The organism is Desulfobacula phenolica, assembly GCF_900105645.1.
Classification (GTDB): Bacteria; Desulfobacterota; Desulfobacteria; order Desulfobacterales; family Desulfobacteraceae; genus Desulfobacula; species Desulfobacula toluolica.
Map to the genome: position 1 here is coordinate 179,130 of NZ_FNLL01000003.1, position 25,537 is coordinate 204,666.

Annotated in this window: 22 protein-coding genes; 12 read left to right on the plus strand and 10 right to left on the minus strand. The window is 37.5% G+C overall.

The window, feature by feature from the left end; all coding sequences use genetic code 11:
• The first annotated feature begins 65 nt into the window (after nucleotides 1-65).
• The 3 genes from BLT94_RS05755 (at nucleotide 66) to BLT94_RS05765 (ending at nucleotide 2,562) form a co-directional block, all read left to right on the plus strand.
• Entirely contained in the window at nucleotides 66-707 is a 642-nt protein-coding gene (locus BLT94_RS05755) for a pentapeptide repeat-containing protein (RefSeq protein ID WP_092231441.1), read from the plus strand.
• Nucleotides 708-759: 52 nt separating this feature from the next.
• Nucleotides 760-1,491: a hypothetical protein gene (locus BLT94_RS05760; protein WP_092231444.1), complete on the plus strand. Its 732-nt coding sequence runs from the start codon at nucleotides 760-762 to the stop codon at nucleotides 1,489-1,491.
• 444 nt (nucleotides 1,492-1,935) lie between these two features.
• Complete coding sequence (locus BLT94_RS05765) at nucleotides 1,936-2,562, plus strand: hypothetical protein (protein ID WP_092231446.1); 627 nt, start codon at nucleotides 1,936-1,938, stop codon at nucleotides 2,560-2,562.
• A gap of 19 nt (nucleotides 2,563-2,581) precedes the next feature.
• Here the strand turns inward: BLT94_RS05765 and BLT94_RS05770 are convergent, their stop codons facing one another.
• Nucleotides 2,582-2,812, minus strand: a complete 231-nt coding sequence (locus BLT94_RS05770; RefSeq protein WP_092231448.1) for a hypothetical protein — start codon at nucleotides 2,810-2,812, stop codon at nucleotides 2,582-2,584.
• Between the two features lie 84 nt (nucleotides 2,813-2,896).
• On the opposite strand from BLT94_RS05770, the gene BLT94_RS22635 reads away from it, so the two are divergent.
• From BLT94_RS22635 to BLT94_RS05810, 8 genes are all read left to right on the plus strand, one after another.
• On the plus strand, nucleotides 2,897-3,100 hold the full coding sequence (locus BLT94_RS22635; protein ID WP_407641554.1) for a site-specific integrase: 204 nt from the start codon (nucleotides 2,897-2,899) through the stop codon (nucleotides 3,098-3,100).
• On the plus strand, nucleotides 3,064-3,309 hold the full coding sequence (locus tag BLT94_RS05780) for a site-specific integrase (RefSeq protein WP_281243350.1): 246 nt from the start codon (nucleotides 3,064-3,066) through the stop codon (nucleotides 3,307-3,309). The genes BLT94_RS22635 and BLT94_RS05780 overlap by 37 nt, the downstream gene beginning before the upstream one ends.
• Nucleotides 3,310-3,466: 157 nt before the next feature.
• Nucleotides 3,467-3,769, plus strand: a complete 303-nt coding sequence (locus BLT94_RS05785; RefSeq protein ID WP_014957900.1) for a nucleotidyltransferase family protein — start codon at nucleotides 3,467-3,469, stop codon at nucleotides 3,767-3,769.
• Nucleotides 3,762-4,118, plus strand: coding sequence for a HepT-like ribonuclease domain-containing protein (locus BLT94_RS05790; protein ID WP_092231454.1), 357 nt, complete (start codon nucleotides 3,762-3,764; stop codon nucleotides 4,116-4,118). The genes BLT94_RS05785 and BLT94_RS05790 overlap by 8 nt, the downstream gene beginning before the upstream one ends.
• Nucleotides 4,119-4,442: 324 nt before the next feature.
• A complete protein-coding gene (locus BLT94_RS05795) occupies nucleotides 4,443-6,365 on the plus strand; it encodes a GAF domain-containing sensor histidine kinase (protein WP_092231457.1) in 1,923 nt (640 codons plus the stop codon).
• A gap of 625 nt (nucleotides 6,366-6,990) precedes the next feature.
• Nucleotides 6,991-8,244 carry a UDP-N-acetylglucosamine 1-carboxyvinyltransferase gene (gene murA / locus BLT94_RS05800; RefSeq protein WP_092231460.1) on the plus strand — a complete coding sequence of 418 codons (1,254 nt, stop codon included), beginning with the start codon at nucleotides 6,991-6,993 and terminating at the stop codon, nucleotides 8,242-8,244.
• Nucleotides 8,245-8,336: 92 nt separating this feature from the next.
• Nucleotides 8,337-10,769 carry a DNA internalization-related competence protein ComEC/Rec2 gene (locus tag BLT94_RS05805; RefSeq protein ID WP_092231463.1) on the plus strand — a complete coding sequence of 811 codons (2,433 nt, stop codon included), beginning with the start codon at nucleotides 8,337-8,339 and terminating at the stop codon, nucleotides 10,767-10,769.
• 3 nt (nucleotides 10,770-10,772) lie between these two features.
• Entirely contained in the window at nucleotides 10,773-11,597 is an 825-nt protein-coding gene (locus tag BLT94_RS05810; RefSeq protein WP_092231466.1) for a hypothetical protein, read from the plus strand.
• Nucleotides 11,598-11,663: 66 nt separating this feature from the next.
• On the opposite strand, the gene BLT94_RS05815 is transcribed toward BLT94_RS05810, so the two are convergent.
• Nucleotides 11,664-15,908 carry an acyl-CoA dehydratase activase gene (locus BLT94_RS05815; RefSeq protein ID WP_092231469.1) on the minus strand — a complete coding sequence of 1,415 codons (4,245 nt, stop codon included), beginning with the start codon at nucleotides 15,906-15,908 and terminating at the stop codon, nucleotides 11,664-11,666.
• A gap of 434 nt (nucleotides 15,909-16,342) precedes the next feature.
• Here BLT94_RS05815 and BLT94_RS05820 point away from each other — a divergent pair, with 434 nt between their 5' ends.
• Nucleotides 16,343-17,203 carry an MlaA family lipoprotein gene (locus BLT94_RS05820; RefSeq protein ID WP_245742980.1) on the plus strand — a complete coding sequence of 287 codons (861 nt, stop codon included), beginning with the start codon at nucleotides 16,343-16,345 and terminating at the stop codon, nucleotides 17,201-17,203.
• A 1-nt stretch (nucleotide 17,204) separates the two neighbouring features.
• Here the strand turns inward: BLT94_RS05820 and BLT94_RS05825 are convergent, their stop codons facing one another.
• The 8 genes from BLT94_RS05825 to BLT94_RS05860 form a co-directional block, all read right to left on the minus strand.
• A complete protein-coding gene (locus BLT94_RS05825) occupies nucleotides 17,205-18,017 on the minus strand; it encodes a nitrilase-related carbon-nitrogen hydrolase (RefSeq protein WP_092231472.1) in 813 nt (270 codons plus the stop codon).
• Complete coding sequence (gene ahbA, locus BLT94_RS05830; RefSeq protein ID WP_092231475.1) at nucleotides 18,014-18,469, minus strand: siroheme decarboxylase subunit alpha; 456 nt, start codon at nucleotides 18,467-18,469, stop codon at nucleotides 18,014-18,016. The genes BLT94_RS05825 and ahbA overlap by 4 nt, the downstream gene beginning before the upstream one ends.
• A 92-nt stretch (nucleotides 18,470-18,561) precedes the next feature.
• On the minus strand, nucleotides 18,562-18,879 hold the full coding sequence (locus BLT94_RS05835) for a TusE/DsrC/DsvC family sulfur relay protein (RefSeq protein WP_014957890.1): 318 nt from the start codon (nucleotides 18,877-18,879) through the stop codon (nucleotides 18,562-18,564).
• 123 nt (nucleotides 18,880-19,002) lie between these two features.
• A complete protein-coding gene (locus tag BLT94_RS05840) occupies nucleotides 19,003-19,848 on the minus strand; it encodes an FAD/NAD(P)-binding protein (protein ID WP_092231478.1) in 846 nt (281 codons plus the stop codon).
• Nucleotides 19,849-19,867: 19 nt separating this feature from the next.
• Nucleotides 19,868-20,920 carry a 4Fe-4S dicluster domain-containing protein gene (locus BLT94_RS05845; protein ID WP_092231481.1) on the minus strand — a complete coding sequence of 351 codons (1,053 nt, stop codon included), beginning with the start codon at nucleotides 20,918-20,920 and terminating at the stop codon, nucleotides 19,868-19,870.
• A 16-nt stretch (nucleotides 20,921-20,936) separates the two neighbouring features.
• Nucleotides 20,937-21,896, minus strand: coding sequence for a 4Fe-4S dicluster domain-containing protein (locus BLT94_RS05850; protein WP_092231485.1), 960 nt, complete (start codon nucleotides 21,894-21,896; stop codon nucleotides 20,937-20,939).
• 13 nt (nucleotides 21,897-21,909) lie between these two features.
• Complete coding sequence (locus BLT94_RS05855; RefSeq protein ID WP_014957886.1) at nucleotides 21,910-22,332, minus strand: hydrogenase iron-sulfur subunit; 423 nt, start codon at nucleotides 22,330-22,332, stop codon at nucleotides 21,910-21,912.
• Between the two features lie 15 nt (nucleotides 22,333-22,347).
• Nucleotides 22,348-25,440: a CoB--CoM heterodisulfide reductase iron-sulfur subunit A family protein gene (locus BLT94_RS05860; protein ID WP_175530286.1), complete on the minus strand. Its 3,093-nt coding sequence runs from the start codon at nucleotides 25,438-25,440 to the stop codon at nucleotides 22,348-22,350.
• Between the last annotated feature and the right edge of the window lie 97 nt (nucleotides 25,441-25,537).

Consider the following 25,537-nt stretch of genomic DNA (forward strand, 5'->3'; position numbering starts at 1 on the left):
TATAGATTAATCATAGGAAGCGTGCTTATCTTCTTGTTTCTAAATTAAAAAATAAAAGATGAAAAATGGAAAAAAATAAGAAAATCACAAATCTCATGATTAATAAAACTGATTTTTTAAAAGCTATTATGAGTGTCTTAGATATTGTTAACCCTAAAGAGTACGATATAGAAAAATTGAAACCGGGAGTATCTTGTGCAGGAGTTAGTTTGATAGGGAAAAATCTAAAGGGACGAGATTTGAGAAATATCAATTTTTCACAAGCTAATCTTAAATATGTAAATTTTGAAGGTGCGAATCTTGAAGGTGCAAATTTCCGAAATGCAGACTTGGGAGGTGCTAATTTAAAGTTTGCCAATCTTAAGTTTGCTGATATTGTAAATGCTTCATTTGTTTTATCGAACCTTCAAGGTGCAGATATTTCTTATACCGTTATAAAAAATAATGAATTTATTAGAGCTAATCTAACAGGGGTTGATTTTCGAAATGTTCAAATAATTTCTGCAAATTTTACTAAAGCAGATTTTGAAAGTTCTATTCTTATTGGGGTCAATTTGGCCACTTCCGAAATAAAAGATGCAAATTTTAAAAACACAACTTTGAAAAATATGATTATTTCCCAAGATCAAATCATATTTTTTCCTAAAAAATTAATTCAAAAATTCAATTTCAATTCCAACCCCGTTAGTTGGAACAAATTATCATAAGGAAATAATAATTCGTTCAATTGAATTTCTCCCAGAATATAAGCAAGCCGGTATGTCAATTTTGCATTATTTCTCCCAGATTCTCAGTCAAAAATATCCAGAAGAAAAAGTCAATATTAAAATCGAACAAGAAGACCTTAAAATCACAATGATAATTGAAACTGAGGATGGACAAAAAGAAAAGGTAGAGAAGGAGCTTGAAAAATATGGTCTCGTTGTTTTAGGAAAGGTTCAAGCAGAACAATACTGTGAAAAACCATTGGAAGCAATCGCTTTAAAACAAAAGCTTGAAATGGCTGCTATTGAGGTTAAGCACACTAAAGAGTTGATGCTCATTGAACGTAATCATTATGAAACACGTATAACATCATTGGAGGAAGTGGTTCATTCTATGCTAAAAAACAATGGACAAGTAAAAGCACAAGATATTAATATCAATATATCCAATGTAGGTTCACCTACAATAACTGACAACTCATCAAGGAATGTAACCATAACTAACAAAACTGAATTATGCAAAAGTGATAAAGATCAAATTTCGGACTTGATAGAAATACTTGAAAAAAATCTTTCCGAATTCAAAATTGGCCAAGACAATGAAAAGAAGGTTAGATCCTTTATTAAGTCTACAAAGAAAAATCTTGAAAAAGAAAAACCAGATTTTTTTGGGCTAAAAGACAATATGAACTCAATTAACAATCTATTACAGGGGGCCACCGGAAGTTTGATTGCTTCGGGATTATTACCACAGATACAAAATATCATTTCAAGTATATTTAATTGATGCGAAACGATAAGTAATCCTTCTAATTTAAAAACGAGTTGATTTGATTCATATTGGTACCATAATTTGTAGAGGTTCATTTTCCTCAAAAATATTATCCCATTACAATATTTGGTGGTTGAATTTTTAATAACCTGCGGCAATATAATATTTTAAAAATTGGGGCCTAAGAAATTTATCTTTCCAGACCGAATTTTAATGGGCAAAACACTTCTGGCTATTGTCTGCGCTTTTCAGAGTTTGAAAAAAGCCCCAGACTTTCCCTGTTATGCCGGGCTTTATTCAGAAACAATCCAACCACAGCATATGGTCCAATGTTTTTTTCCATCCCAAACCCCAAAAATAAATTAAGTTATGTATTTAGTTGATTTTTATTATTGCTTTAAATACGGTCAGAAAAATAAATCTATTTGAATTGTAAATAATCAGATCAAAGGAATGAACATGAATTCTCACAAAATGAAATTATGCGGTACGTTCGTTGTCTGGCTATCATGTTTTAGCACACCCTTTATTTTTCTTCTTGGGCTTGTATTAGGTGTTTTTATTGACCTTTATTTTGTTGCAGGGAGCCAATCGCCATGGGTGCTTACAATAGATATTGTAACATCTTTTGTACTTTTTCTTACTTTAATAGTGGTAGGAATTTATACTCACTTTTCCAAAGTTCAAAAGGATCAATTAATCAGACAAATACAATTATCAATCATGCCATCTCTGCTATTTATTACTGAGCCGAACAAAGATGATCAAAGTAGAAAAATTAAAAGTGTTCACAATGTTGGCAATGGGATTGCAATAAGCGTTAATATAACAATCAGACCGAAAGACGGTCCAGTGGTGATATTAAAAGTTGATAAGATAGCTCCGAACGAAGTTATCAAATTAATTAAGTTTGAGGAACGTACAAAAGAAAGGGGTTGGCATGAGCTAAAAACAGAAAATATAGAACTACTTGAAACAACAAGCGTTGAGTTTGAATTTTTTAATATTGAAGGGACCCGGTATGGCCAAGAATATATGCACCAAGACAGAAAACACAATCACGGTTTTGTATTTTTAAAAAATTGATTTAATGTCATTTTTTAAATCAAGTTAATAATATAATTATCGCCTTGAAGAGGATTCCAAAAATCCTGTGGACTATCCCTGTCACTCCGGGCTTTTTGGCAGCACATCCAACACAATATTTTAATCCAAATTGAATATCCCTGCCCTTGCTATGGTCTGTCAATTGAAAAAATAGCTCATGCTCTGTAAAATATTCGATAGAGGCATCTTCCCAGGCGAAATCCAATTTTTTATCAAAGGAGAGCATCATGAAAACATCAAATGCAATCGACACTTTTCTTGACTATCAAAGAGTGAATTCAAAAAAAACACTATTCGAAATTATCTCTATTTCCTGACACGTTTCAAAGATGAATATGGAAAATATGAAATATCAGAAATCACATCCGAAGATGTTATGAGTTTTTTGACCAAGGTTACTGACGGTAAAAAACAATCAACGAAAAAACTCAAATTTTCCTTACTCAGGTCATTCTTCAACTTTATAGAGATAATCACAACGTGTTTCCATTTGGATACACCCGGGCCCGTGAAATAGTTCAAAATGCAGGAAAAATGATAAATGTGAATTTGAACCCCCACGACCTTAGACGACATGCCGCTACTTATGCAAGCAGATCTGGGGTACCCATTGAAATCGTGTCGAAAATAATTCTACGCCATGCAAATCTATCAACCACTCAGCGGTATCTTGGAAAAGTCAGTGATACAGAAGCTATTCATTGGATTGATAATCTTTACAGATAAAATTATAGGGGATTGGTATAAAACCGATCCCTTTTCTATCAGTAATTATGCTGGTTGGATACCATTTAAAAATATTGATTGAAAATGAGAGTTTGAATTTGACAGTACAGGCTCACTCAAATATAGTGAGAATATATTTGTTATCAGAAGGATTCAAATGAGCAAGTCTATTTCCAAAAATGAAATTATCAATATAATTAGAGCTGAAAAATCTTTTTTACAAGAAAATTTTGGGGTTCTTACTATTGGTCTATTCGGTTCTTATGCCAAGAACAAACAAACCCCTGACAGTGATATTGATTTTTTGGTTGAATTTGCAGAACCTCGTTTTGAATGGGTCGCCGGTCTAAATTCATATATGGAAAAAAAATTTGGCCGGAAAATTGAGATAGTCAGAAAGCGCAATATGGGAGAAAGCCGCTTTTTGAAACGCATTGAACAGGAAATTATTTATGCCTGATAAAATTATTTCTGAAAATATGTTTCTGATTTTCAAATCAATAGAGTTGATCCTTAACCGATTCGAAGATATCCGCAAACCGGATGATTTTGTTCTTGATGATAACGGGGTTACTATTCTTGATTCCATTGCCATGCGGTTGCAGGTCGTTGGTGAGCTGCTAAAAAAAATTAAAAAAGCAGACAACTCTTTTTTAAAAAATTACGATGAGATCAATTGGGAAAATATCATGAGATTGCGTGATATCGTTTCCCATCATTATGAAAAAGTTGATCATGAAATCATATATGATATTTGCCAAAATCATCTTCCGCTATTAAAAAAAACGATTCAAAAAATGCTTAAATAAATTTCGTTTATTTCACTCAAAAATAATTATCCAACGGGTAACCGCTAAAAGTTGCTCATAATACTATTTGTATTGTGGGTTTTCTCCAAAATTTGACTAACCACAAGATGTTGTATCAGAGATCAAATTCTGTTAATCTGGAAATTATGAATACAAGTTTTAACTGGGCGGTTTCTGAGTGTCCACCACCAATAACAAAAGAGGTCAACGCCTTGGATTAAGGGATTACAGCGATCATGTGCAGATATTGGCCGTATTTAATTTTCAAAAAATCCTGTGATCCTGATACGGACATTTTTGTTTTTAAACAATTGGAGAAATACAATGGCTGAAAAAATCAGCTATGAAGAACTTGCTCAAAAGGTTGAGGCTTTAGAATTTGAAATTGCTCAACTCAGACAGAATGAAATCTCCCTGAAGGAATCCTCCAGAAGATACCGAAAACTGCTGGATTTTGTCCCTTACCCCATGGCGGTATTCTCTTTAAAAGGGCGTGTTTCATATCTAAACCCTGCATTCACAGATGTCTTTGGCTGGACCCTTGAAGAAATGGAAGGTGAAAAAATGCCTTTTGTACCCACACACCTTCAAGAGGAAACATCAGAAAAAATCAAAGAACTTTTTGATCAGCGGATTGTACCACGGTATGAAACCAAACGCCTTACAAAAGATGGACGTCTCATTGACGTGGTCACACGGGGGGAAGTGTTTTCAAAATCTGAAATGGGATTATCCGGCGAACTGCTCATCCTCCGGGATATTGCAAATGAGAAGCGGTTTGCCAAGAACAATGAGGCCATGCTGAAAATCAGCATGGCCCTTCCGGAATACACGGATCTTGAGGATCTTTTGGATTATATCAGCAGTGAAATCAAGCGGCTTTTAGATACAAAGGGAGCGCTTGTCATTTTATTGGACGAAGAAAAACAGGAATTCTTCTTCCAGGGTGCGGCGTATGATGATACCGCGACCCTGAAGCGAATAAAGGAAATCCGTTTCTCCATCCATGACCTGGCATCCGGCAATGTCATCAAGACGGGTGAGCCGCTGATAGTCAATGATACCTCCAGGGACCTGCATATTTATCCCAGTCGGGATATGAAGTTTGGGCATGATTTTAAAAATTATGTGATCGTGCCCATCAAAAGCAATGATAGGAGAATCGGTGTATTGGCTGCTTATAATAAGACTGTGGGCATATTTGAACATACGGATGTGGAATTACTGGAAACAATTGCCGGTACGGTGGCCCTTTCCATTGAAAACGCCCGTTTTTCAGAAGAACTCAAAAAAGCATACCGGGAATTGTCCAGCCTGGACCGGGCAAAAGACAAGGCCATCAATCATCTTTCCCATGAGTTGAAAACACCCATTTCCATCTTCAGCGGTACACTGAGTATTCTGAAAAAAAAATTGGCCGCCCTTCCTGAAAACACGTGGGAACCGACCATGGCCAGGGCACAGAGAAACATGGACCGTATCCGGAAGCTTCAAAGCGAGGTGGATGACATCATACAGGAGAAAAAATTTGAAACCTACAATTTTCTTTCATTTATTGTTGACCAATGTACAGACCTGCTTGAAACGGTTATTGAAGATGAAATAGGGAATACTACCCTGATTGAAAGGGTCAGACACCGTATTAAAGATATCTTTGATACCAGGGAAACAGAACCGGAATACATCTATCTGGATGCATATACCCAAGAAAGGGTCAATCACCTGAAACCCCTCTTTCCTCACCGCCGGCTGGAACTCAACTGCATTGTGGATTCGGTCCCGGCCGTTCACATGCCAAAAGACCTGTTACAAAAAGTCATTGACGGATTGGTTAGAAATGCTGTTGAAAATACCCCTGATCATGGAAAGGTTGATGTCATAGTACAAAAACAGGGGGAAGATGTCGTATTGGTGGTCAAGGATTTTGGAGTGGGCATTACTCAAGAACACCGGAAAAAAATTTTTGAAGGTTTTTTTTCAACTCAGGAAACTGCAAGCTATTCTTCAAAAGCACCTTTTGATTTTAATGCCGGAGGCAGGGGAGCAGACCTTTTACGGATGAAAATATTTTCAAAACGGTATGATTTCAGCATTCATGTGTCCTCTTTAAGGTGCCGATTTATCCCAAAAGTTTCAGATGTCTGCCCGGGAAATATACTTGAATGCGACTTCTGCACAGAAAAAAAGGATTGTTTTCATTCCGGGGGATCTGAATTTTCACTGGTTTTCAAGACGGTTTCAAATTGATTTTTTTATCCTTGATCCTACCCAAAGCTTAAAACCATTGAATTGCCTTGTCAGCTTATATAACGAGCTGAAAGGCATGGCAACGACAATAAAATGACTGTGACTGGAATGTTGCTTGAAGCTTTGGATAATTTTTTGCAAAAGCAAAGATAATTATCTGACTATCAATCAAGTGGTATAGATAGTGTCCGAAATTAATATACCTTGAGTTTTCAAACTAAAAAGTTTAAATATTCACGCTAAAAATGAATTGGAAGATTGGTTAAGTTTGTACCCATGTTGTGCCTAAATTGTGCCCGTCAAGGTCAAATATTTACAGACGGTTCCAAACAAAACCAAAAATAGAATATGAAAATGACTGTTATCTAAGGATTTGAAAAAAAGAACAATGTTAAATAATACTCATAAGGACTTAAAATTTCTCGAAGATAATCTCTGTACAAGTTCAATCCTCGTCCCAGATACCAGGAAAATAGTAAATAATTTTGGTCAAATCAGGTACAAACCCTTTTTACTTTTAATAGTAATACTTTGAGAACAAATATTTCTTGAGTTTTTCGATCAAACAGCGTAGATAGATTTCATCTGAAACCCTTATTTAAATCATTATAAAGTTAAGTATTTTATGGATAAAATTCAAATTACCGGCGGCAGACAGCTTCATGGCGAAGTTAATATCAGCGGGGCTAAAAATGCAGCTCTTCCTTTGATTGCTTCAAGCATTCTGGTGAATGGCAAAACCTGTTTTTCCAATGTTCCCAATCTGATGGATATTACCAGTATCCGACAACTTTTGGAGGATTTGGGTGCATCATGCAAGGCATCAAACAATTGCCTTGAAGTGGATGGGTCTTTAATTAATAAAATTGAAGCCGAGTATGATCTGGTTCGAAAAATGAGGGCTTCCATTCTTGTATTAGGGCCCTTGGTGGCAAGATTCGGTCATGCAAAGGTATCGCTGCCCGGAGGCTGTGCCATTGGTGCCCGGCCTGTGGATATGCATCTGTCAGGGCTTGAAGCTCTGGGTGCCGTCATCAGTATTGATCACGGCTATATTGAAGCAAAAGCAAACCGACTGATCGGTAATGAGATATATTTTGATATGCCTACTGTAACGGGTACTGAAAATTTAATGATGGCGGCAACCCTGGCAAAAGGGACCACAGAACTGAGAAATGCGGCCCGTGAACCGGAGATTGTAGCCCTTGCCGATGCCTTGAATCTGATGGGGGCAAAAATAAACGGAGCTGGTACGCCTATAATTACCATAGAAGGGGTGAAAAATCTTTCTTCTGCAGATATCAGCATCATTCCAGACAGAATTGAAACCGGTACTTTTATGGTTGCAGCAGCAGCAACAGGCGGTGATGTTCTTATTAAAGGGTGTAATCCAGATCACATTGGCGGGATCATCAACAAATTAAAAGCAACAGGTACAAGCATTGAAACCTTTTCAGGCAGCATCCGGGTCATTGGGAATAAACCCATAAAAAGTGTTGATATTAAAACTTTGCCATATCCAGGATTTCCAACCGATATGCAGGCGCAGTTCATGGCTTTGATGACTGTTGCAGACGGAAGAAGTATGATTCATGAATCCATTTTTGAGAACAGGTTTGTTCATGCCAATGAATTGCTTCGAATGGGGGCAAAGATTTCCATATCAAACGGTAACATTGCCATGGTCAAGGGAGTTGAAAATCTCCAAGCCGCTCCCGTTATGGCGTCGGATTTAAGGGCCAGCGCCTCCCTTGTTATTGCAGGACTTGTTGCGGAAGGTACAACGGTTATTTCAAGGGTCTATCATATGGACAGGGGATATGAAAATATTGAAAAAAAATTTTCATTGCTGGGTGCGGATATAAAACGAATCAAGTAAGCATTTAAAAAATAAGGAAAAATGATGGGAAAGCATTTTTCAAACCTTTAAAATTTTTAAAACCAGCTGTTTTTTTTGTCTTTCTTTCACTGATGGCAGGGATTCTCTCCGGAAACACTTTTCCTGATCATAAAGTCATTGCTTTCTGGGCTGTTTGCTCTTTCTCTGTCATTATTTTTCCAGCATTTTATTTTAATAAAAAATTGGTTTTCCTTTTCATTCTTGGGTTGATTTTTTGGTCCGGGTATCTTTTGATTCAGATCAAATTAATCCCTGATCTGCCCTCTAATCATATTTGCAATTATCTGGATTCAAAAAAAATTCTTATTACCGGCAAAGTTGTTTCTTTTGCAAAACATTATGAAAAAAAATATACGGTCACCCTTCTTTGCCGGACAATAGAGACGAAAAATAATATAAAGCAAAAAGTCACAGGCAAGATTAATCTGAACATATACGGATATGCTGAAAAAGGTCCGGATAAAAAAGGTCAGAATGAAAAAATTCCGGGGTATGGCGATATTCTTCTGTTTAAATCCTCCATTAAATCTATTCGAAATTTTATGAATCCAGGCGCGTTTGATTATGAGAAATTTTTAAAACTAAAGGCAATATATGGTACTGCCTATACTTACCAGGAAAAAATCAAGATCCTGACACGCCCGGATCAGGTCGGTTTTTTTTTACGATTGATCCGGAAAATAGAAAGACTCAGGACCAATTATTATTATTTTATATTGAATCATACGAACCGGTCCAACCCTGGAAAAATATTGGCTTCGCTGGTTACAGGAAAAAAAGAAATTCTTTGTACTGACGTGCGGGATCTGTTTTCAAAAGCCGGTATCAGTCATCTTTTAGCCATTTCAGGACTTCATTTGTCCATTGTCGGAACCCTGTTTTTTTATTGTTTTTATCAATGTTTATCTGTCATGCCCGCGCTTTTAATTTCAGGGAGATCTAAAAAACTTGCAGGCATATTAACCCTTGTTCCGTTAATGGGGTATGCTATTTTTTCAGGATTTTCTCCATCCACTCAAAGAGCCTTCTTAATGATAAGTGTTTTGTTGATTTCATTTGTTTGTGAAAAAGAAAAAGATATTATTTCAAGCCTTTCGGTCGCAGGAATTCTCATCTTATTAATGGATTCTTCAGCCCTTTTTTCCATATCATTTCAATTATCGTTTATTGCCGTTACCTTTATTATTTGTGGTGTTTCTCTTTTAAAAAAAAATATATTGTTTAAAAAAAAGTCATTTGTTTTAAAACAAAATTTGTTTGCCAAGATGGGGTTAATGGTATGCGTGAGTTTTTTTGCCGGTTTGGGAACATTACCATTGACAGCCCATTATTTTAATATGGCTTCCAGTATTTCACTTCTATCCAATTTAATATTTATACCGGTTATAGGATTTATTGTATTGCCCCTGGGGCTAACTTCTCTGGTCTGCTTTCCTTATCTTCCGTCATTTGCTGTTTTTATTATCCATGTGTGCAGCACGCTTGTTTCTTTCTCCATCACAGCGTGTGAATGGCTTGTGCGCATTCCTTTTTCATGGTCAAGGACAATCACCTTTCAATGGAGTGAAATTGCGGCAATCTACCTGGGTATTATTTCAGTGTTTTTCCTGTTAAAAGGGCATAGAAAATCACCTGTCGTGCTGCTTGTCTTAAGTGTTGTATTGGTGATGGCTAATGCTTCAAATGTCAGTTTGAAAAAACCAGTCCCTGAAAATTTAACAATTACAATCATTGATGTGGGGCAGGGCAACAGTGCCCTTATTCAAACATTGAATGGTAAAAATATTTTAGTGGATGGTGGCGGATTTTCCGACATATCCTCATTTGATACTGGAAGATTTATTGTTGCGCCTTTTTTATGGCAAAAAAGAATCCGTTCTCTATATTCTGTTATTTTAACTCATCCTGATTCCGACCATTTAAATGGGCTTGTCTTTATCTTGCAGAACTTTCAGGTAGATACCTTGATTAAAAACTCAGACAAAAGAAATTCGAAAAAATATACAGACTTGATCAACACTTGCAAAGAACGCAATATAAGAATATTTAATCCTTTAACACAGGGTAAATATTTGGATTTCGGTACTGCCCGGTTTATTTTTTATGGGTCATTTCAAGAGAGGTTTTCAGATGATTTTAATAATAATTCTCTTGTTTTCAAAATAGCATACAACAATTTTTCAATGCTGTTTCCAGGCGATATTTTATTGCAAAGGGAAAAAAGGTTAAGCATGCACAATGAGCTTGATCTCCATTCAGATATCCTGTTGTCACCCCATCATGGAAGTTCCACATCAAGCAGTAAAATTTTCCTTGATAAAGTACACCCCAAGAGTGTAATAATATCCTGCGGCCGGAACAATAAATATGGTTTTCCTCATTCCATGGTTTTAAAACGATATGAGAAACAAGGAATAGGCATTTTTAGAACCGATGAAGACGGCGCGATCTTCATATCAAGTAATGGTAAAGATCATAACATAAAAACCTATAAAGGCAGATAAAAAATGTATTATATATATTTTTCATATGTGGCAATTATTGCCTCGTTAATGCTCTATGAGTGTTATCATAAAAATCAACCCAAATGGTGGGCCCTCATTGTTTTGTTTGCCCCTGTTACGACCCCTTATTTTATTTTTAAATCCCGTAAAAAATCCGGAGTTATTCTTTTTATGGTTTTTTTATTGACGTTTTCAGCAGTAGCAGGCGCTGAATTTTTTCTTTATTCAAATTATATGGAAAAAAACAAATATTCACACCTGCCTCCTGTGACACAGCAAATGCTCCATCTTTGCGAAGAATTAAAAATAAGTACCATAACACTTGATAATGCCTTGGGAGAACTGGAAAATCTCAGTAAGGTTGAATCCAGAATAAATGAGATTCGAACTACAATTGAATTTATTGATCAACTTAGACTCATAATGATTGAAAATCAAGATGACATAAACCGACTTTCGGCATATGTATCTGATTATGAAAGTTTTTTTAACAGAAAAGAATTTGAATGGGTGTTTAATATTCAAAAATTTTATACTAACAGAACCGTTATCCAGCACTATAAAAGTCTACAAAAATATCTGGATAATTTTGTAGACTTATTGAAATACACCCATGTCAATTTTTATAATATTACAGAGTATAAAAGCTCACAGCATCTTAAAAATTACGATCAGTATTATTTAAGATATCGCAGGGCAGTTGATGCACACAACCGATTTAATGTTAAACGAATGAATTTTCAAAATTCAATTTTAAAAAAATATCCTGAAATCAAACCCTATCTTCCTGGTGAACGTCAGACAGATACTTTCAGATTATGGGAATAACTGCCACGGGCAGACCTGGTATTTTTAGTTGGTTTGCCCACAATACCCTAAAGGGCAGAAACCAAATCATGAAAGCTGCTGTTTGGATTTTTGAAAATTTTCATACGAATGCTTTTTTTCTGAATTTTTGAGAAACGGTAGTATCACCTTGTTTTTTTTGCCTCCTGAAACATCATAGGTGATACTTACAATGGGTATGTTAATTTTTGCTTCAAGTTTTTGAGCCATTGCCTCTGTAATGAGTCCTGCACAACAGAATGCAGGATTAGTTTGAACCAGCAGTTTTAAGTCAGGGTGTTCGTTGATGATGTGGTGAATTTTTAAAATATTATCCATGGATTCACCGGTATGTTCCTGGAGAATGCCGTATTCGGAAAGGATATTCTCATAAGATCCTTTTACCTCAAACGCAGATTTACTCAAAATCGGTTCAAAATATTTATAATATTTTTTTTCCATTGCCTGCATGGCTACAAAAAGGGATTTGTTTGAAAAAAGGCTTAAATATTTTCCTTCTTTAAACCATTTTTTAAAATAAGAATTGGCAATAATTTTGATATATTTGTAATAAGGTGTGGTAATGACTTCGCCCCCATTGTCTTCAATAAAATGAACCAAATCTTGATTAATTGTATCATTATCCCTCACATAAAGATCACCGAAAATACCTACTTTGGGCCTATATTTTGTTTTTGTTTCAATATCTGAAAACGGCTTGATTGCATTTTTTAATGCATTTTCCTTGGGTTCGCCCATTTCAAAGGCATTGCACAAGATTTTCAAGGCATTGTCAAGCGCCTGGTCTGTTTGGCCCCGATGGATTTCATAGGGCCTGATTTTACAACCAATACTTCTTAGCAACCCGCCAAACATATAGGCAAAATATGCATTTGTAGCTGCTTTTAAAGAGATATCAAATAACGATAGCTGGCCTTTATAAATTTCAGAATTTTCAAATCCATTACCGTTTTTTTTAAGAATTGTTTGAATGTGATAGGGGTACATTTTGATGTTGCAGGCAATTTCCGAAGGATTTAACCATAATACACAATTTGACGGATCAAGATTGTTTTTTTCAACCGTATGAATAAATCCCGCTGCCAAAGCATTTAAAGGAAGACATTGACCGGTATTGGTCAGCATGCTTTTTTTCAAAGTTTCAGGAGTCTCTTCCATTAAAAGCGCCTGAAGTCCTTCGTTTTTTAATATGGATACAATCAGGCTGCCTGAATAAGAATCCCAATTGGGATAAATAATTGTTTTGTTGTTTATCTTTGATAAAAATTTCGGATGCAGATGGGACAGGTCTTGTTTTTGGTTTTCTTTTGCTTTTGATGTTAAATTGTTGTGGTTTTTAAATGCATTGACGGCTGCTTCAACTCTTGTCTCATAACCAACACTTGAGTCATGTTCGTCAAGCTCCAATACAAGATAGGGCTTGTTGTGGGTTTCCATGATTTTTTTGAAATACTGGATACCGAAAGAATCAGGGGCACACTTGAATGAACTGATATAGACAGGATAAAGATGCTCAGTATTTGCCGTCATATATGCAGCCTTGAGAATTTGTGCAACATAATTCCAGTGAATTTCTGTTAACAAAGGGTCTATGTTTGAAAAATCATGAGTTTCAAAATCAAGCATATCCTGAAAAAAGGTTTTAACTCCCAGATTTTCAAAAAGCTTTGGGATATTGTTGTTCATATTATTGTCCAAAATAGTGTAGGGCCTTCCTAAGAGGACAATATTGATATCAGGGCCTTTGGATTTATATTGCCGATAAATGTTTTTTTTGTTTGACTGACACTTTTTTTTAAATTCCACTGCATTGTCATATGCGTTTGAGATATCAAAGAATGAAAACCCGGCAGATATGTTTTTTAAAGACTTGTATAATTCCAGCTTGGTATGAAAATTGGTATACAGATATCTGACAACAGGTGATATTATCTTTTTTTGATCAAAATCTGAAAGACATGATATCACAGATGGACTGAACTGAGTGTAGTAACAATGCTGCCTGCGTCTTTGCTGTTTGCGTATGTTTTTTTCATCAGGTTTTTCTTCAAAATAAAATGGCAGAAAAATGTAATCAGCCATATCCATCAGATACTTGATATGACCATGCAGAGCAACGACCGGCGCACAAAACTCTGCTGTTGTAAAATTTTTCCCGAATTTTACGGGGTGTGTAAGCTTTGAGCTTGTTACGGTTTTAATTCCCAGCCTGGAAAAAAAGTGGCTCCAAAAATCAATGTCTTCAAAAAGGTGAAGTGCTTTGGGAATACCCATGATAAAATCGTGCTTAACAGCTGTTTTTTTGTAATTTGGAATGGCTTGTTTCTTTAGTTTCAACAGATCATGGGTGTTTTGCTTTGGAATCATTTTATTTGTCTGGTAATCTCTGCCACACAAAAAACCATATGCAAGTGTTTCATCACCAATGTCAGCGATGGTCAGTTTGCAATGATTGGTGCAGATTTCACAAGTTTCCCGGCGGATCGGAATCTCTTGTTTCCAAAGTTGAAATCCCCTGAAACAGGATTTTTTGATCTGTTTTTCTTTTAATAATAATGCAACTCCAAGCGCACCTGTCAAATGACAATATGTTGATACATGGATAGGCTTGTTTAATTTTTGTTCAAATGCCGCAACCAGCGCCTTGTTTTTGGCAGTTGCCCCTTGAAAAAGAATACAATTTCCGATTTGGGCGATATTGGCTACTTTTGTCAGATAATTATCTCTTACAGCATGTAAAACCGAGGCCAGGATTTCATTTTTCTGATATCCAAGGGCAAAATAATAATTGATATCTCTTTCCATAAAAACCGTACATCTGTCACTGGTCACAGGCGACACAACCCCTTCTGCACGCTTGGAATACTCTGATAAGGGGCACTCAAGTTTTAAAGCCTGTTCTTCTATAAAGCTGCCTGTTCCTGCAGCACATACTGTATTCATGACAGAGGAGGTGACCATGCCGTTTTTAAGCAGGGTAAATTTTGCATCCTGTCCCCCGATTTCAATAATGGTGTCTACGTTTTTATTTAAATTAACGGCTGCTCTTGCATGGGCGGTAATTTCATCGGGTTCAATATCAGCACCTATGATTTTGCCACTGATTCGTCGACCGGAGCCTGTAGTTCCACACCCAATAATGGTCATTTCGATTCCATATGTCTTAAAAAACAAGTCATGGGCTTTGAAGATTTTTTGAACTGCCATCACAGGTCTTGATGCGGTTTTTGTATAAAACCCGACAATAGGTATTCCATCTTGATTGATCAGTATGCTCTTTGTGCTTGTTGATCCTACATCCAGGCCCAGATATCCATTTGCTGTGTCTATTTTGGCTGGATTTTGATAAATATCGGCTTCCACATCGTCATGAACATAGGAGGAAAAACAGTTAAAATCCGGATATTGTGAAAGCGAAAGCAAAAGAGCAGGATATAAAAGAATTTTTTCTTTTTTTGATGAAATAAAAAAATCTTTAATTGACGCAAAGTTTTTTTGCTTGATTTGTTTTTGATTGCGCATGTCATCCAGAAGACACAGCGCAGCACCCATTGCGCCATAAAAAACTGCTTTTGAATCAATGATAAATTTGTGACCGGTAATTTTTTCAAGATGATTTTTAACAGATATGTTTTGCGAAACACCACCGCAAAAAATAATTTTTTCACCTACATGTAGATCGTTAAAAAGGGTGTTGGAGATATTTTTTGCAAGACCATGGCACAGACCGTCACAGATTTGTTCAATATCATAACCTTCCTGTTGGGCATGGATAAGATCTGTTTTGGCAAATACTGCACAGCGGGTAGCAATAGAAGGAATTTTATTTGAATTTAAAAGGGCTTTTTGGCTCAGTTCCCGGGAGCCGCCCAACAGGTTTAATCTTCGGGCCTGCTGATCAAGAAAACTTCCCGTGCCGGCAGCACAGGAGGTGTTGTGTTTTGTGCCAATATAAGTATGCCCTCCGTCAAATCTGCTCAATGAAAATTTTTCACCGCCAATGTGTAAAACAGCGTCAAGTTTTTTATGATAATATCGAGCAGTCTGTATAAGGGTCAATTGTTCATCATAAGACCGGGTTGCATCAATAAAGGAAGGAGTTTCGTCGGTAACTGCAATATTATGTATATGGCTTATATCAATTTTTTCAATCAAGTTTGAAAGGCATTGTTTTACTTCTCCATGATGATGACATGTGCCGGTATGGATGCAATTTCCTTCCCGGTTTATCACGACAATATGAACAGACACAGAACCCACATCAATGCCGAGAATATGTGATGAAAATTTCATTATTCCAATTTTTCCTTTACCTGATTCTATAATTTAAAAACCCTTTAAAGCATCCATCAATCCATGAAATAAATCGGGAATGATTTATGTGATTTTCTGGGCCATATGCTTAAATGTCCTGTATCGGTTTTACGGTATGAATTTTTATATATTATAAGCATTGTATGCGTATTGGTTTTTTATATATGTGTCAATCTTTATTGATAAAACTTGCTTTATAAAATTGCATATGCTTAGAGAATAATTTCACTATCACAGCTATCTTCTTGAATTTTTAAACCTTAGAAGATATATAAATGTCGTGTCCGTAACTTCTAATGGCAGACTTGGTCTTTCACCTTGGTTTGCCCACAACAAAACATGAAAGTTGCTGTTTGGATTTTTTAAGACTTTCATATAAAATCAATAAGATAAAAAAGGAACTTATGCTCATAATGAAAAAAAAATATTCTTTTTCCATATTAACCTCTATTTTATTTGTTTTTATCTTGATTTCCAGTGGATTTGCTCAGAGCAACCAAGAGATATCAGTTGTTTTGCCGTATGATTCTATTTTTGTTGCTTCCAGACAAATCAATGAAACAAATAAAGATAACAGTATTTTTTTTGCTCAAATCAACCAATCCATACAAGAAGAGGATGACCTGGATGAATTGTTTCTTGAGGATTATGATAATAGAGAAGAACCTCAATCAATTGCCGATCCATTGTATTATTTTAATTACACGATGTATGCATTAAATGATATTCTATATTTTGCAGCAATAAAACCACTTGCTTCAGCCTATAAAGCCATTACACCCAATTTGGTGCGCAAAGGGGTGAAAAATTTTTTCCATAACCTTGTTTTTCCGGTCCGGTTTGTCAATAATGTTTTGCAAGGCAAAATAAAGAAAGCAGGAACTGAATTTGATATTTTTTTAGTCAATTCAACCTTTGGTGTTTTAGGCTTTGGCCAGGTCGCCCAGAACAAATTCAATCTGCGCACATCAGATGAAGACCTGGGCCAGTCACTTGGTTACTATTCTATTGGCAATGGATGTTATCTGATGCTTCCCGTATTAGGTCCATCAACCATCAGGGATGCGCTCGGTCGTGTTGGAGATTCTTTTTTAACCCCAATTGATTATTTAGATCCATGGGAACTTTCCTGGGGCCTTAAAGCCTATGATAGAATTAACGAAACCTCTTTTCATATTGGAGATTATGAGGCGTTAAAGAAAGCAGCTCTTGATCCCTATGCCGCCATAAGGGATGCCTATATTCAGCATCGGCAAGAAAAAATAAAAAATTGAATTAAATATTTTTAAACAGGTCACAGCGTCTGTTTGGTAGAAAATATTTCATTTTATGGGACCTGGTCTTGTTTAAAAGCTCTTTTTCTATCCGGATCATATGGATACCTTCAGCGCCATCAATTGATTTATATATGACGTTTCCATCCGGCCCGATCAACAAGCTTATCCCCGGGAACAACAAACCCTTGGTGTTGTCACCGGTTTGATTGCATGCGGCAATATACAGGCCGTTATCAAATGCCCTGGCCCTTAGATGACGAAGCCAGGAATCGTATTTTTCCTGTGAGCTGCCTCTGGGTGAAGCATGGGGAATAAAAATTATGTCTGCCTTTTTTAAAGCCATGGCCAGTGATAATTCCGGAAAATGGGCATCATAACAAAGTTGAACACCGAAATTAAGCCCTTGTGATTTAAACACTGAAATTTTATTTCCAGGTGTGAAGTATTTTTTTTCAAACGGTGAAGTATGAATTTTTCTATAACATTCAAATGATCCTGAAGGTTTGAACACCAGATGAGAAGCATATATTTTTTTGTCAGGTGTCTTTTCTGCCAAACCAACCAGGATAGTAATTTTTAAATCTTGGGCCATGTTTAAAAACAAGGTCACAATATCTTTACTTATGGGTTGGCAAATGGAAACAATGTCAGGGCCTGAAACATATCCGGTAAGATTCATCTCTGGAAAAACAATGATATCAGCACCTTGCAGGGCGGCTGATGATATAAAGGAAAGGCTTGATTCAAGATTTTTTTTAAAATTTCCGGCAATACAGTTTTGAACTATAAGAGCCGCTTTAACAGACCTCATAATTTAAAATTGGCACTGATTTTGAAAACTCGTGTCGCAGGCAGATTCAATATGGTCTCAACACCGGTTGCCTTGCTGATTTCTTTTAAATTATTCTCGATTATTTCAACTGAAGGCGCAATAAATGTAAACCAGATATTAAAGGTATGATCCCGTTTATAATTGTGCGTTACACCGGAATAGGAATTGACGGTTTTTGTAAATAGTTCAACTTTTTCTTCAGGCACTCTGGCAGCACACAGTGTTGAATGGTATCCGAGCCGGTCAGGACTGAAATTTCCGCCGATTCTTCTGATCAGCATATCTTTTTTCATTTGACTGATCCGCTGGATCAATTCATTTTCCGAAAGGCCGAGTTTATCCGCAATGATTTTATAGGGTCTTGAGTGAATGGGAAAATCAACCTGGATCATGTTAAGGATTTTTTTGTTTTGATCATCAATTGCCGGCATAGCTTATACTCCTTGAACCAGAACCAATAAAGGCCCTGCAACTATTATGCAGAGCCTTTAAAAGCTAATCAACTATATAGAATACTGACTTACTATACACATCCGGTTGGTTTTGGAAGACCGGCCATTTTACATGCACCTTTTCCAGGTCCTGACGGGAATAGTTCATAGATGTGTTTCAGTTTAAACTTGGTCAGTTTTGAAAGAACACGAACCATTGGAGCAATACCATTTTTTTCGTAATAGTCCTGAAGAACTTTTACCAGCAGCCAATGTTCGTCAGTAAGTTCCTCAATACCTTCTTGAGTTTTTACATAATCAACCCATTCAGTGTTGTAAAGATTGTAATCAAGAAGAAATCCATCTTCATCTATTTCGAAAGATTTCCCGTTAAATTCAATTGTTGCCATTTAATTTCCTCCTGTAAAAGGTTTTTTTTCTTATCATTTTAAGACATACTGTCTTAGCTTCAATAATTGAATGCTAAACATATCTTAAGCAATGGTTACTTGTCAATATAAAATCAAGTTGATTTAATATTCTTTCGGGGTTTGGTTGATTTCTTCAAGAGTAAAGACTGGACCGTCTTTACAAACCAGTTCTTTCCCGATATTACATCTGCCGCACATGCCGATTCCGCATTTCATTCTGTTTTCCAGGGACATTATAATCTGGTGTTCCTGATAACCAAGCTTTGTCAATGCAGGCTGGGTAAATTTAATCATGATCGGTGGTCCGCAGATAATGGCATAAGTATCTTCATCCGCTTTAGGAGCATTTTGTTCAACAATTGTTGGAACAAATCCGGTGTGGTATTTCCAGTCAGGGTCATCGGTTCCATCAACCGTAATATGCATGTTGATATCATCGCGTTTTTCCCATTCAAAAAGTTCTTCCCGGTACAAAAGCATGCCTGGAGATCTTGCACCGTAAACCACATCAATATTTTTAAATTTGCTTCTGTTGGCAGGGTCCAGCATATAAATAATGGAAGATCTTAAGGTAGTAAATGCAAATCCACCACCAATGATGACCACATTTTTATTTTCCAGCTTGTCCCAGGGATACCAATTGCCCAAAGGCCCCCTGATTCCCATTATATCTCCCACCTTCATGTTGTGAAGGTGGGCGGTGACAACGCCTGTTCTAAATACTGTGAATTTTACAAATCCTTTTTCAACGGGAGATGATGCGATTCCAATGGGAATTTCTCCTACGCCAGGGATAGACAATTCAGCAAATTGTCCGGCCTGATAGGAAAATTTTTCTTCATCTTCCTTGTTTAAAAAAACAAATTTAAACGTTTTCAAGGACTTGTCTTCAGTTGCAATTTCAATTTCATCAATGCGAACTGGATACGGTATATAGGGGTTTTCCATGTGTTTCCTCCTTTGTCCGCTAATCTTGTTTTTCGTACGAGTTCATACGGTTGCACACTTCACGGATGTCGATATTAACCGGACAGCTTTTAACACATCTGCCGCATCCGACACACATGATCCCCTGGTCGTATTTATCAAGAAAATATTTCAGTTTATGCATAAATCTTTGTCTGACCCTCTGGGTTTTTGAGTCCCTTGGATTATGTCCTGTTGCGTGACGTGTAAACAGAGGAGACATGCAGGTATCCCAGTTACGGAACCTGGTGGCTGATTTTTGCTTGGTTTCGTCTTGTATGTCAAAACACCAGCAGGTGGGACACACATATGTGCAGGTGCCGCAATTGATGCAGGAAAATGCAAGATCATCCCAGAAAGGTGCTTCATGAAGCTCAAGAATGGTTTTGTCTTTTAATTTATCCGTATCAATTTGAGAAGTAATGTTTTTTTCAGCTTCTTTTCTCAAAACATCAAACATCACTCCACTTTCTTTTTCATCGACAACCTTATCAAACCCGCAGGCTCCCAGAAAGGCGTCCCCTTTATCCGTAAGAACCTTTGCCAGATACATGTCATCAAGATCCGCCAGCAGGACATCAAGCCCGTCTTCACAAAATGGCCCTGAACCTGTGGATGTTGAAAAATCAAAAGGCCCGGGTTTGTTGATGCCCAAACCTACAAAGGTTGTTGCTTCATAGGCATCACACCAATAAGGATCACGGTAATCTTCGGTATCAAAATTAAGTTTTACCAGTTCCACGGCTTTTGCGTCATAGGGCCTGATTCCCACAACTGCTCTTGGCGAATAATCATCTTGAATGTTTTTCATTATGTGATGATCTTCACAAGATTCATCCAGGGTCGCGCTAAGCATTTTTTCCGTTTGCGGGAACAGCACCGATTTTGCCGACATCACGGAATCATGATATTCCATGTCTGGCAATACATCCTTTTCAAGACTTTTGATGAAAAAGCCGTTTTTATCTTTGACAGGACCAAAAAGCTGATAGGTTTCCCTGGATTTTTCAATGCCCTTGGCCCAGTCTTTTTTATCAATTTTTATAAATTTCATTGTATACCCTTTTTATTTACTTGATAAAATCGTTGGGATCATCCGGACTGTATGCGTCCAGGGGAGGACGTTTATTAATATCCAGCCCTGCTTCCCAGCCAAACATTTCAAAAACATCTTTATTCAGCTTTCTTGTAAAGTCCCTGACATTAATATTCATGGGGCAGGCTTCCACACATGCACCACAGTCCGTACAGCGACCGGCACAATGGAACGCTCTTAAAAAATGAAAAGTGTCTACATCTGTTTTGTCCTGGCCTTTGCCAACCCATTGGGGGCCTGATTCATCCACAAAGCATGTGGGACAATAGCATAAGGGACATGCATTTCTACATGCATAACATCGAATACAGTTTTGTGTCAGATCTTGAAAATGCTGCCATTTTGTATCCGAATCCATTGCCTCGATTTTGTCAACATCAGGATAAGGATTATCAAGAATTTGTTCTTCAACAAGGTCTGCTGCCAGAGCATCATAAATCACTGGATTTTTGTGCATGCAAAGCTTGCAGTTTTCTCTCAGATAATCCTTTTTCTCCAGTTTTTCTTCTTTTATGGAAGATTTAACATTCAATGTATCACCGTCTTCTGTGAACTCGATGATTTCATCCTCGAACAAGGATGCAATCTTTGTTTTATCGACCATTCCGTTACAGGGTACACCGATGATATACACCTGGTCTCTGCTGACTTGATTTTCGACAATATGGGTAACAATGTTTCTTGTATCACACCCTTTGGCGATAATCGCAATTTTATCTTTTTTATTTTTAATACTTTGTTTTATATAACTAGCAAGATTAAGTCCGCATGTTGAATTAAAAACCAATTTTTCAACATCTTGTTTTGATGAAATGGTAATAGGACTCGTTGCCATGGGAATGGTTCCGTTTGCAAAACCAATAACTTTAACAACCTCTCCTTTATCCAGAAGTTCCAAAGAAAGTTCCCTGATTTTATTTATACAGGCATTCATAAACTTACCTTTATTAATTATAGTCCTTTACAAGTTTCTTATTTGGCCCAAGTGCCCTTACTTTATCTGAAATCTCTTTAACCACATCTACAAACTTGGTTGCCTCGGCAGACGAGATCCAAGAAAAATGGACTCTGTCTCGTTCAATTCCCATATGTTCCAAAAGATTTCCCATGAGTGCAAATTTTCTGCGTGCATAATAATTACCATCCAGGTAATGACATTCACCCGGATGTCAGCCGGAAACCCATACGGCATCCGCGCCTTCTCTCAATGCTGAAAGTATGAATTTGGGACTCATCCTGCCGGAGCAGGGTATCCGTATAACCCGAATATCAGCCGGATATTCCATTCTGCTGACACCTGCAAGATCTGCTGCACCATAACTGCACCAGTTGCATAGAAAGCTTACAATTTTAATATCTTTTTCAGCCATTCGTTATGATCTCCTTTAACCTACTTCACCCAGTGCAAATATTTGTGAAAAAATCTGATTCGTGTCAAAGCCTCTGAGGTGCAAAGCGCCGGATCTGCAAGAAGCGACACACAGTCCGCATCCTTTGCACAATACCGGGTTGACTTCTGCTTTTCCCTCAAACCTTCCTTCCGTTACAAAGCCCGGAGCCGAGTAGGGACAAATGGATACACAAACTCCGCATTGGCTGCATTTCATCTGATCAACACTTGCAATGGTTCCACTGGTAAACAGACTTTCTTTTTTTGCAAGAAGGGTAAGCGCCCTGGATGCGGATGCTCTTCCCTGTGTGATTGCTTCGTTGACGGGTTTTGGATAATGGCCTGAACCACAGACAAACACACCATCAGTTGCAAATTCCGCAGGACCTAATTTAGCATGTTTCTCAACAAAGAAACCCTCGTCATTGAGCGGTACTTTATAGAAGTTGGCCAATTTTTCATCTCTTCTTGGAACGATTGCAGTTGCAAGGGTGAGCAGATCGGCTTCAATTTCAATGGGCTGGTTCAACACATGATCCGTTGCTTTGATCAAAACCTTTCCGTCGGCAATTCTGACGGCTGGTTTATTCTCCACATCATACCTGATAAAAATAACCCCTAGTTCTCTTGCTTTTTTGTATAAAAGCTCTCTTTCCCCATATGTTCTGATATCACGATAGAGAATAAACACGTCCATATCAGGTTTGCGTTCTTTGAGTTCAATAGCACTGTCAACGGAGTGTGTACAGCAGACCCTTGAACAATAGGGGCGATCAGGTTGTCGTGATCCCACACACTGGATAAAAACCGCAGAATTCAAGGCATCAAGCCTGGCATCATCTTCCTTGAACATCTTATCCAGATCAAGGGATGTGATTATCCTGTCATCTTTTCCGTATTCATATTCATCTGTTACAAAGGCTTTGGCACCCGTAGCCAGAACAGCCACACCATACTCAAGTTCAAATTCCTTATCAGCATTTTTCAAAGTAGATTTAAAATTGCCGACAAATCCGTCAACACTTTCAAGAGTGGTATTGCAATGAACCGTTATATTGTCATTGCTTTCAATCTCTTTGATCAGCTCATCAAGTTTGGCTTGAACATTTTCACCCTGGGCGGTTTTATAAAGTTTATGAGCTTCACCTCCCAGCCGTTCTTTTTTCTCAATAATATGCGTCTGATATCCCTGGGTTGCAAGACTCTTTGCAGAGGTCATGCCTGCCAGTCCGCCACCGATAACCACAACAGAATCATTTACATTGATTTTTTCTTCTTTTAATGGTTCTGCTAAAGCCGCCTTGGCAATTGCCATGCGTACCAGGTCTTTGGCTTTTTCAGTGGCAAGTTCAGGATTGTTTTTATGTACCCAGGAATTATGGTTACGAATATTGGTCATTTCAAACAAATATTTATTTAACCCTGCATTGGCAAGAGTTTCCTGGAACAGCGGCTCATGTGTTTTTGGCGTACATGCCGCAACCACAATCCGGTTCAGATTTTTTTCTTTGATATATTCAACCATTTTATCCTGAGCATCCTGGCTGCAGGCATACATGGCTTCATCGGCAAATTCAACATAGGGCAGGGTCTTTGCATATTCCGTGACGGCTGCACAGTCAACAACACCCTTGATATTTGAGCCGCAATCACAAATAAACGCACCGATTCTGGGTCGTTCACCCACAACATTTATTTCAGGTGTTTTTTCAATCGCCTTGGTCAGGGTGTCTCTGGCAGAACTTAAGGCATCCCCGGCAGCCGATGCTGCTGCACTGGCATCCAGAACCGATTCTGGAATATCTTTTGGATTGTTGAATACACCGGACACATAAACACCATCTCTGGAACTTGAAACCGGTTCAAATGAGTCGGTTTTGCAAAATCCGCTGGGTGTCAGATCAATACCCAATTTTTGGGCAAGCTCTTTTGTTTCAGGCGGAATTTCAAGCCCTACGGAAAGAACAATCATGTCATAGGTTGCATCAATAATTTGACCCAGTTCATCAACATAGCGTATATCCAGGTCGTGGGTTTCAGGATTTTCAGTGACTGAATGAACCCTGGAGCGGATAAAATTAATTCCGTGTTTTTCTTTGGCAGTCTGATAGTATTTTTCAAATTCCTTGCCAGGTGTCCGCATGTCCATGAAGAAAATAGAGCAGTCAAGATCACTGCCTGCATGCTCCTTGGCTATAATAGCCTCTTTTACTGCATACATACAGCAGACAGAACTGCAATAAGGATTATCACATTTGTTGACATCCCTTGATCCCACACATTGAAACCATGCTATTTTTTTAGGATCTTTTCTTTTTTCAGCCAGCAGTTTGTCTTTTTTCTTCTTAGGTTTGACCGGCAATTTCGGAAATGTTGTCACATGTCCCATAGTGGGGCCGGTTGCCGACAAAATTCGCTCAAATTCCATGGATGTTACAACATTGGGAAATTTTGCATATTGATAATTATCAAATTTTGACGGATCAAAGGGGGAAAACCCAGGAGAAAAAATAATTGACCCTGCGTCAATGGTTAATTTCTTCTCGGTTTGTGTGTAATCAATTGCATTGGCAGGGCAGACTTCTTCGCAGGTGCCGCATTTATCTTTTGTCAGTTTTAAACAGACATCCGGATTAATGGCATATTTTAATGGTACGGCCTGGGGATATTCAACGTAAATAGCCGTTCTTTTTTTCAGATCTGCATTGTAGGTATCATCAAATTTTCCAGGGCATTTTTCCGCACATGCACCACAGCCGACACATAGATTTTCATCTACATATCTCGGCTTTTTTAAAATTTCTACCTGAAAATTACCTTTCTCACCTTTTACATCAATAACTTCTGAAAGCGTTAAAAGCTCAATGTTTAAATGCCGGCCGACCTCGACCAGTGTGGGTGAGATAATTCACATTGCACAGTCATTTGTCGGAAAGGTCTTGTCCAGCTGGGCCATAACGCCGCCTATTGAGGGACCTTTTTCCACCAAATAAACGTAATACCCGGAATTTGCAAGGTCTAAAGCTGAAAGCATGCCGGAAATACCGCCACCAATCACAACTACAGATCCGGTTAGTTTATTACTCATATTAACATTCTCCTGTTTCTATAAAGATCATATCTATTTAATTATTTAAATTGTTTATGATTTTATAAAGCTTATATTTTCTTAGCCAAAGTATTAT

What these genes read in the sequence shown, in the direction of transcription:
- BLT94_RS05795 (WP_092231457.1), top strand. Translation starts at nt 4,443, where the DNA reads ATGGCTGAAAAAATCAGCTATGAAGAACTTGCTCAAAAGGTTGAGGCT.
- BLT94_RS05770 (WP_092231448.1), bottom strand. Translation starts at nt 2,812, where the DNA reads ATGATGCTCTCCTTTGATAAAAAATTGGATTTCGCCTGGGAAGATGCC.
- BLT94_RS05825 (WP_092231472.1), bottom strand. Translation starts at nt 18,017, where the DNA reads ATGAGGTCTGTTAAAGCGGCTCTTATAGTTCAAAACTGTATTGCCGGA.
- BLT94_RS05805 (WP_092231463.1), top strand. Translation starts at nt 8,337, where the DNA reads ATGGCAGGGATTCTCTCCGGAAACACTTTTCCTGATCATAAAGTCATT.
- BLT94_RS05815 (WP_092231469.1), bottom strand. Translation starts at nt 15,908, where the DNA reads ATGAAATTTTCATCACATATTCTCGGCATTGATGTGGGTTCTGTGTCT.
- BLT94_RS05845 (WP_092231481.1), bottom strand. Translation starts at nt 20,920, where the DNA reads ATGAAATTTATAAAAATTGATAAAAAAGACTGGGCCAAGGGCATTGAA.
- murA (WP_092231460.1), top strand. Translation starts at nt 6,991, where the DNA reads ATGGATAAAATTCAAATTACCGGCGGCAGACAGCTTCATGGCGAAGTT.
- BLT94_RS05835 (WP_014957890.1), bottom strand. Translation starts at nt 18,879, where the DNA reads ATGGCAACAATTGAATTTAACGGGAAATCTTTCGAAATAGATGAAGAT.
- ahbA (WP_092231475.1), bottom strand. Translation starts at nt 18,469, where the DNA reads ATGCCGGCAATTGATGATCAAAACAAAAAAATCCTTAACATGATCCAG.
- BLT94_RS05785 (WP_014957900.1), top strand. Translation starts at nt 3,467, where the DNA reads ATGAGCAAGTCTATTTCCAAAAATGAAATTATCAATATAATTAGAGCT.
- BLT94_RS05840 (WP_092231478.1), bottom strand. Translation starts at nt 19,848, where the DNA reads ATGGAAAACCCCTATATACCGTATCCAGTTCGCATTGATGAAATTGAA.
- BLT94_RS05765 (WP_092231446.1), top strand. Translation starts at nt 1,936, where the DNA reads ATGAATTCTCACAAAATGAAATTATGCGGTACGTTCGTTGTCTGGCTA.
- BLT94_RS05760 (WP_092231444.1), top strand. Translation starts at nt 760, where the DNA reads ATGTCAATTTTGCATTATTTCTCCCAGATTCTCAGTCAAAAATATCCA.
- BLT94_RS05820 (WP_245742980.1), top strand. Translation starts at nt 16,343, where the DNA reads ATGAAAAAAAAATATTCTTTTTCCATATTAACCTCTATTTTATTTGTT.
- BLT94_RS05850 (WP_092231485.1), bottom strand. Translation starts at nt 21,896, where the DNA reads ATGAATGCCTGTATAAATAAAATCAGGGAACTTTCTTTGGAACTTCTG.
- BLT94_RS05810 (WP_092231466.1), top strand. Translation starts at nt 10,773, where the DNA reads ATGTATTATATATATTTTTCATATGTGGCAATTATTGCCTCGTTAATG.
- BLT94_RS05790 (WP_092231454.1), top strand. Translation starts at nt 3,762, where the DNA reads ATGCCTGATAAAATTATTTCTGAAAATATGTTTCTGATTTTCAAATCA.
- BLT94_RS05755 (WP_092231441.1), top strand. Translation starts at nt 66, where the DNA reads ATGGAAAAAAATAAGAAAATCACAAATCTCATGATTAATAAAACTGAT.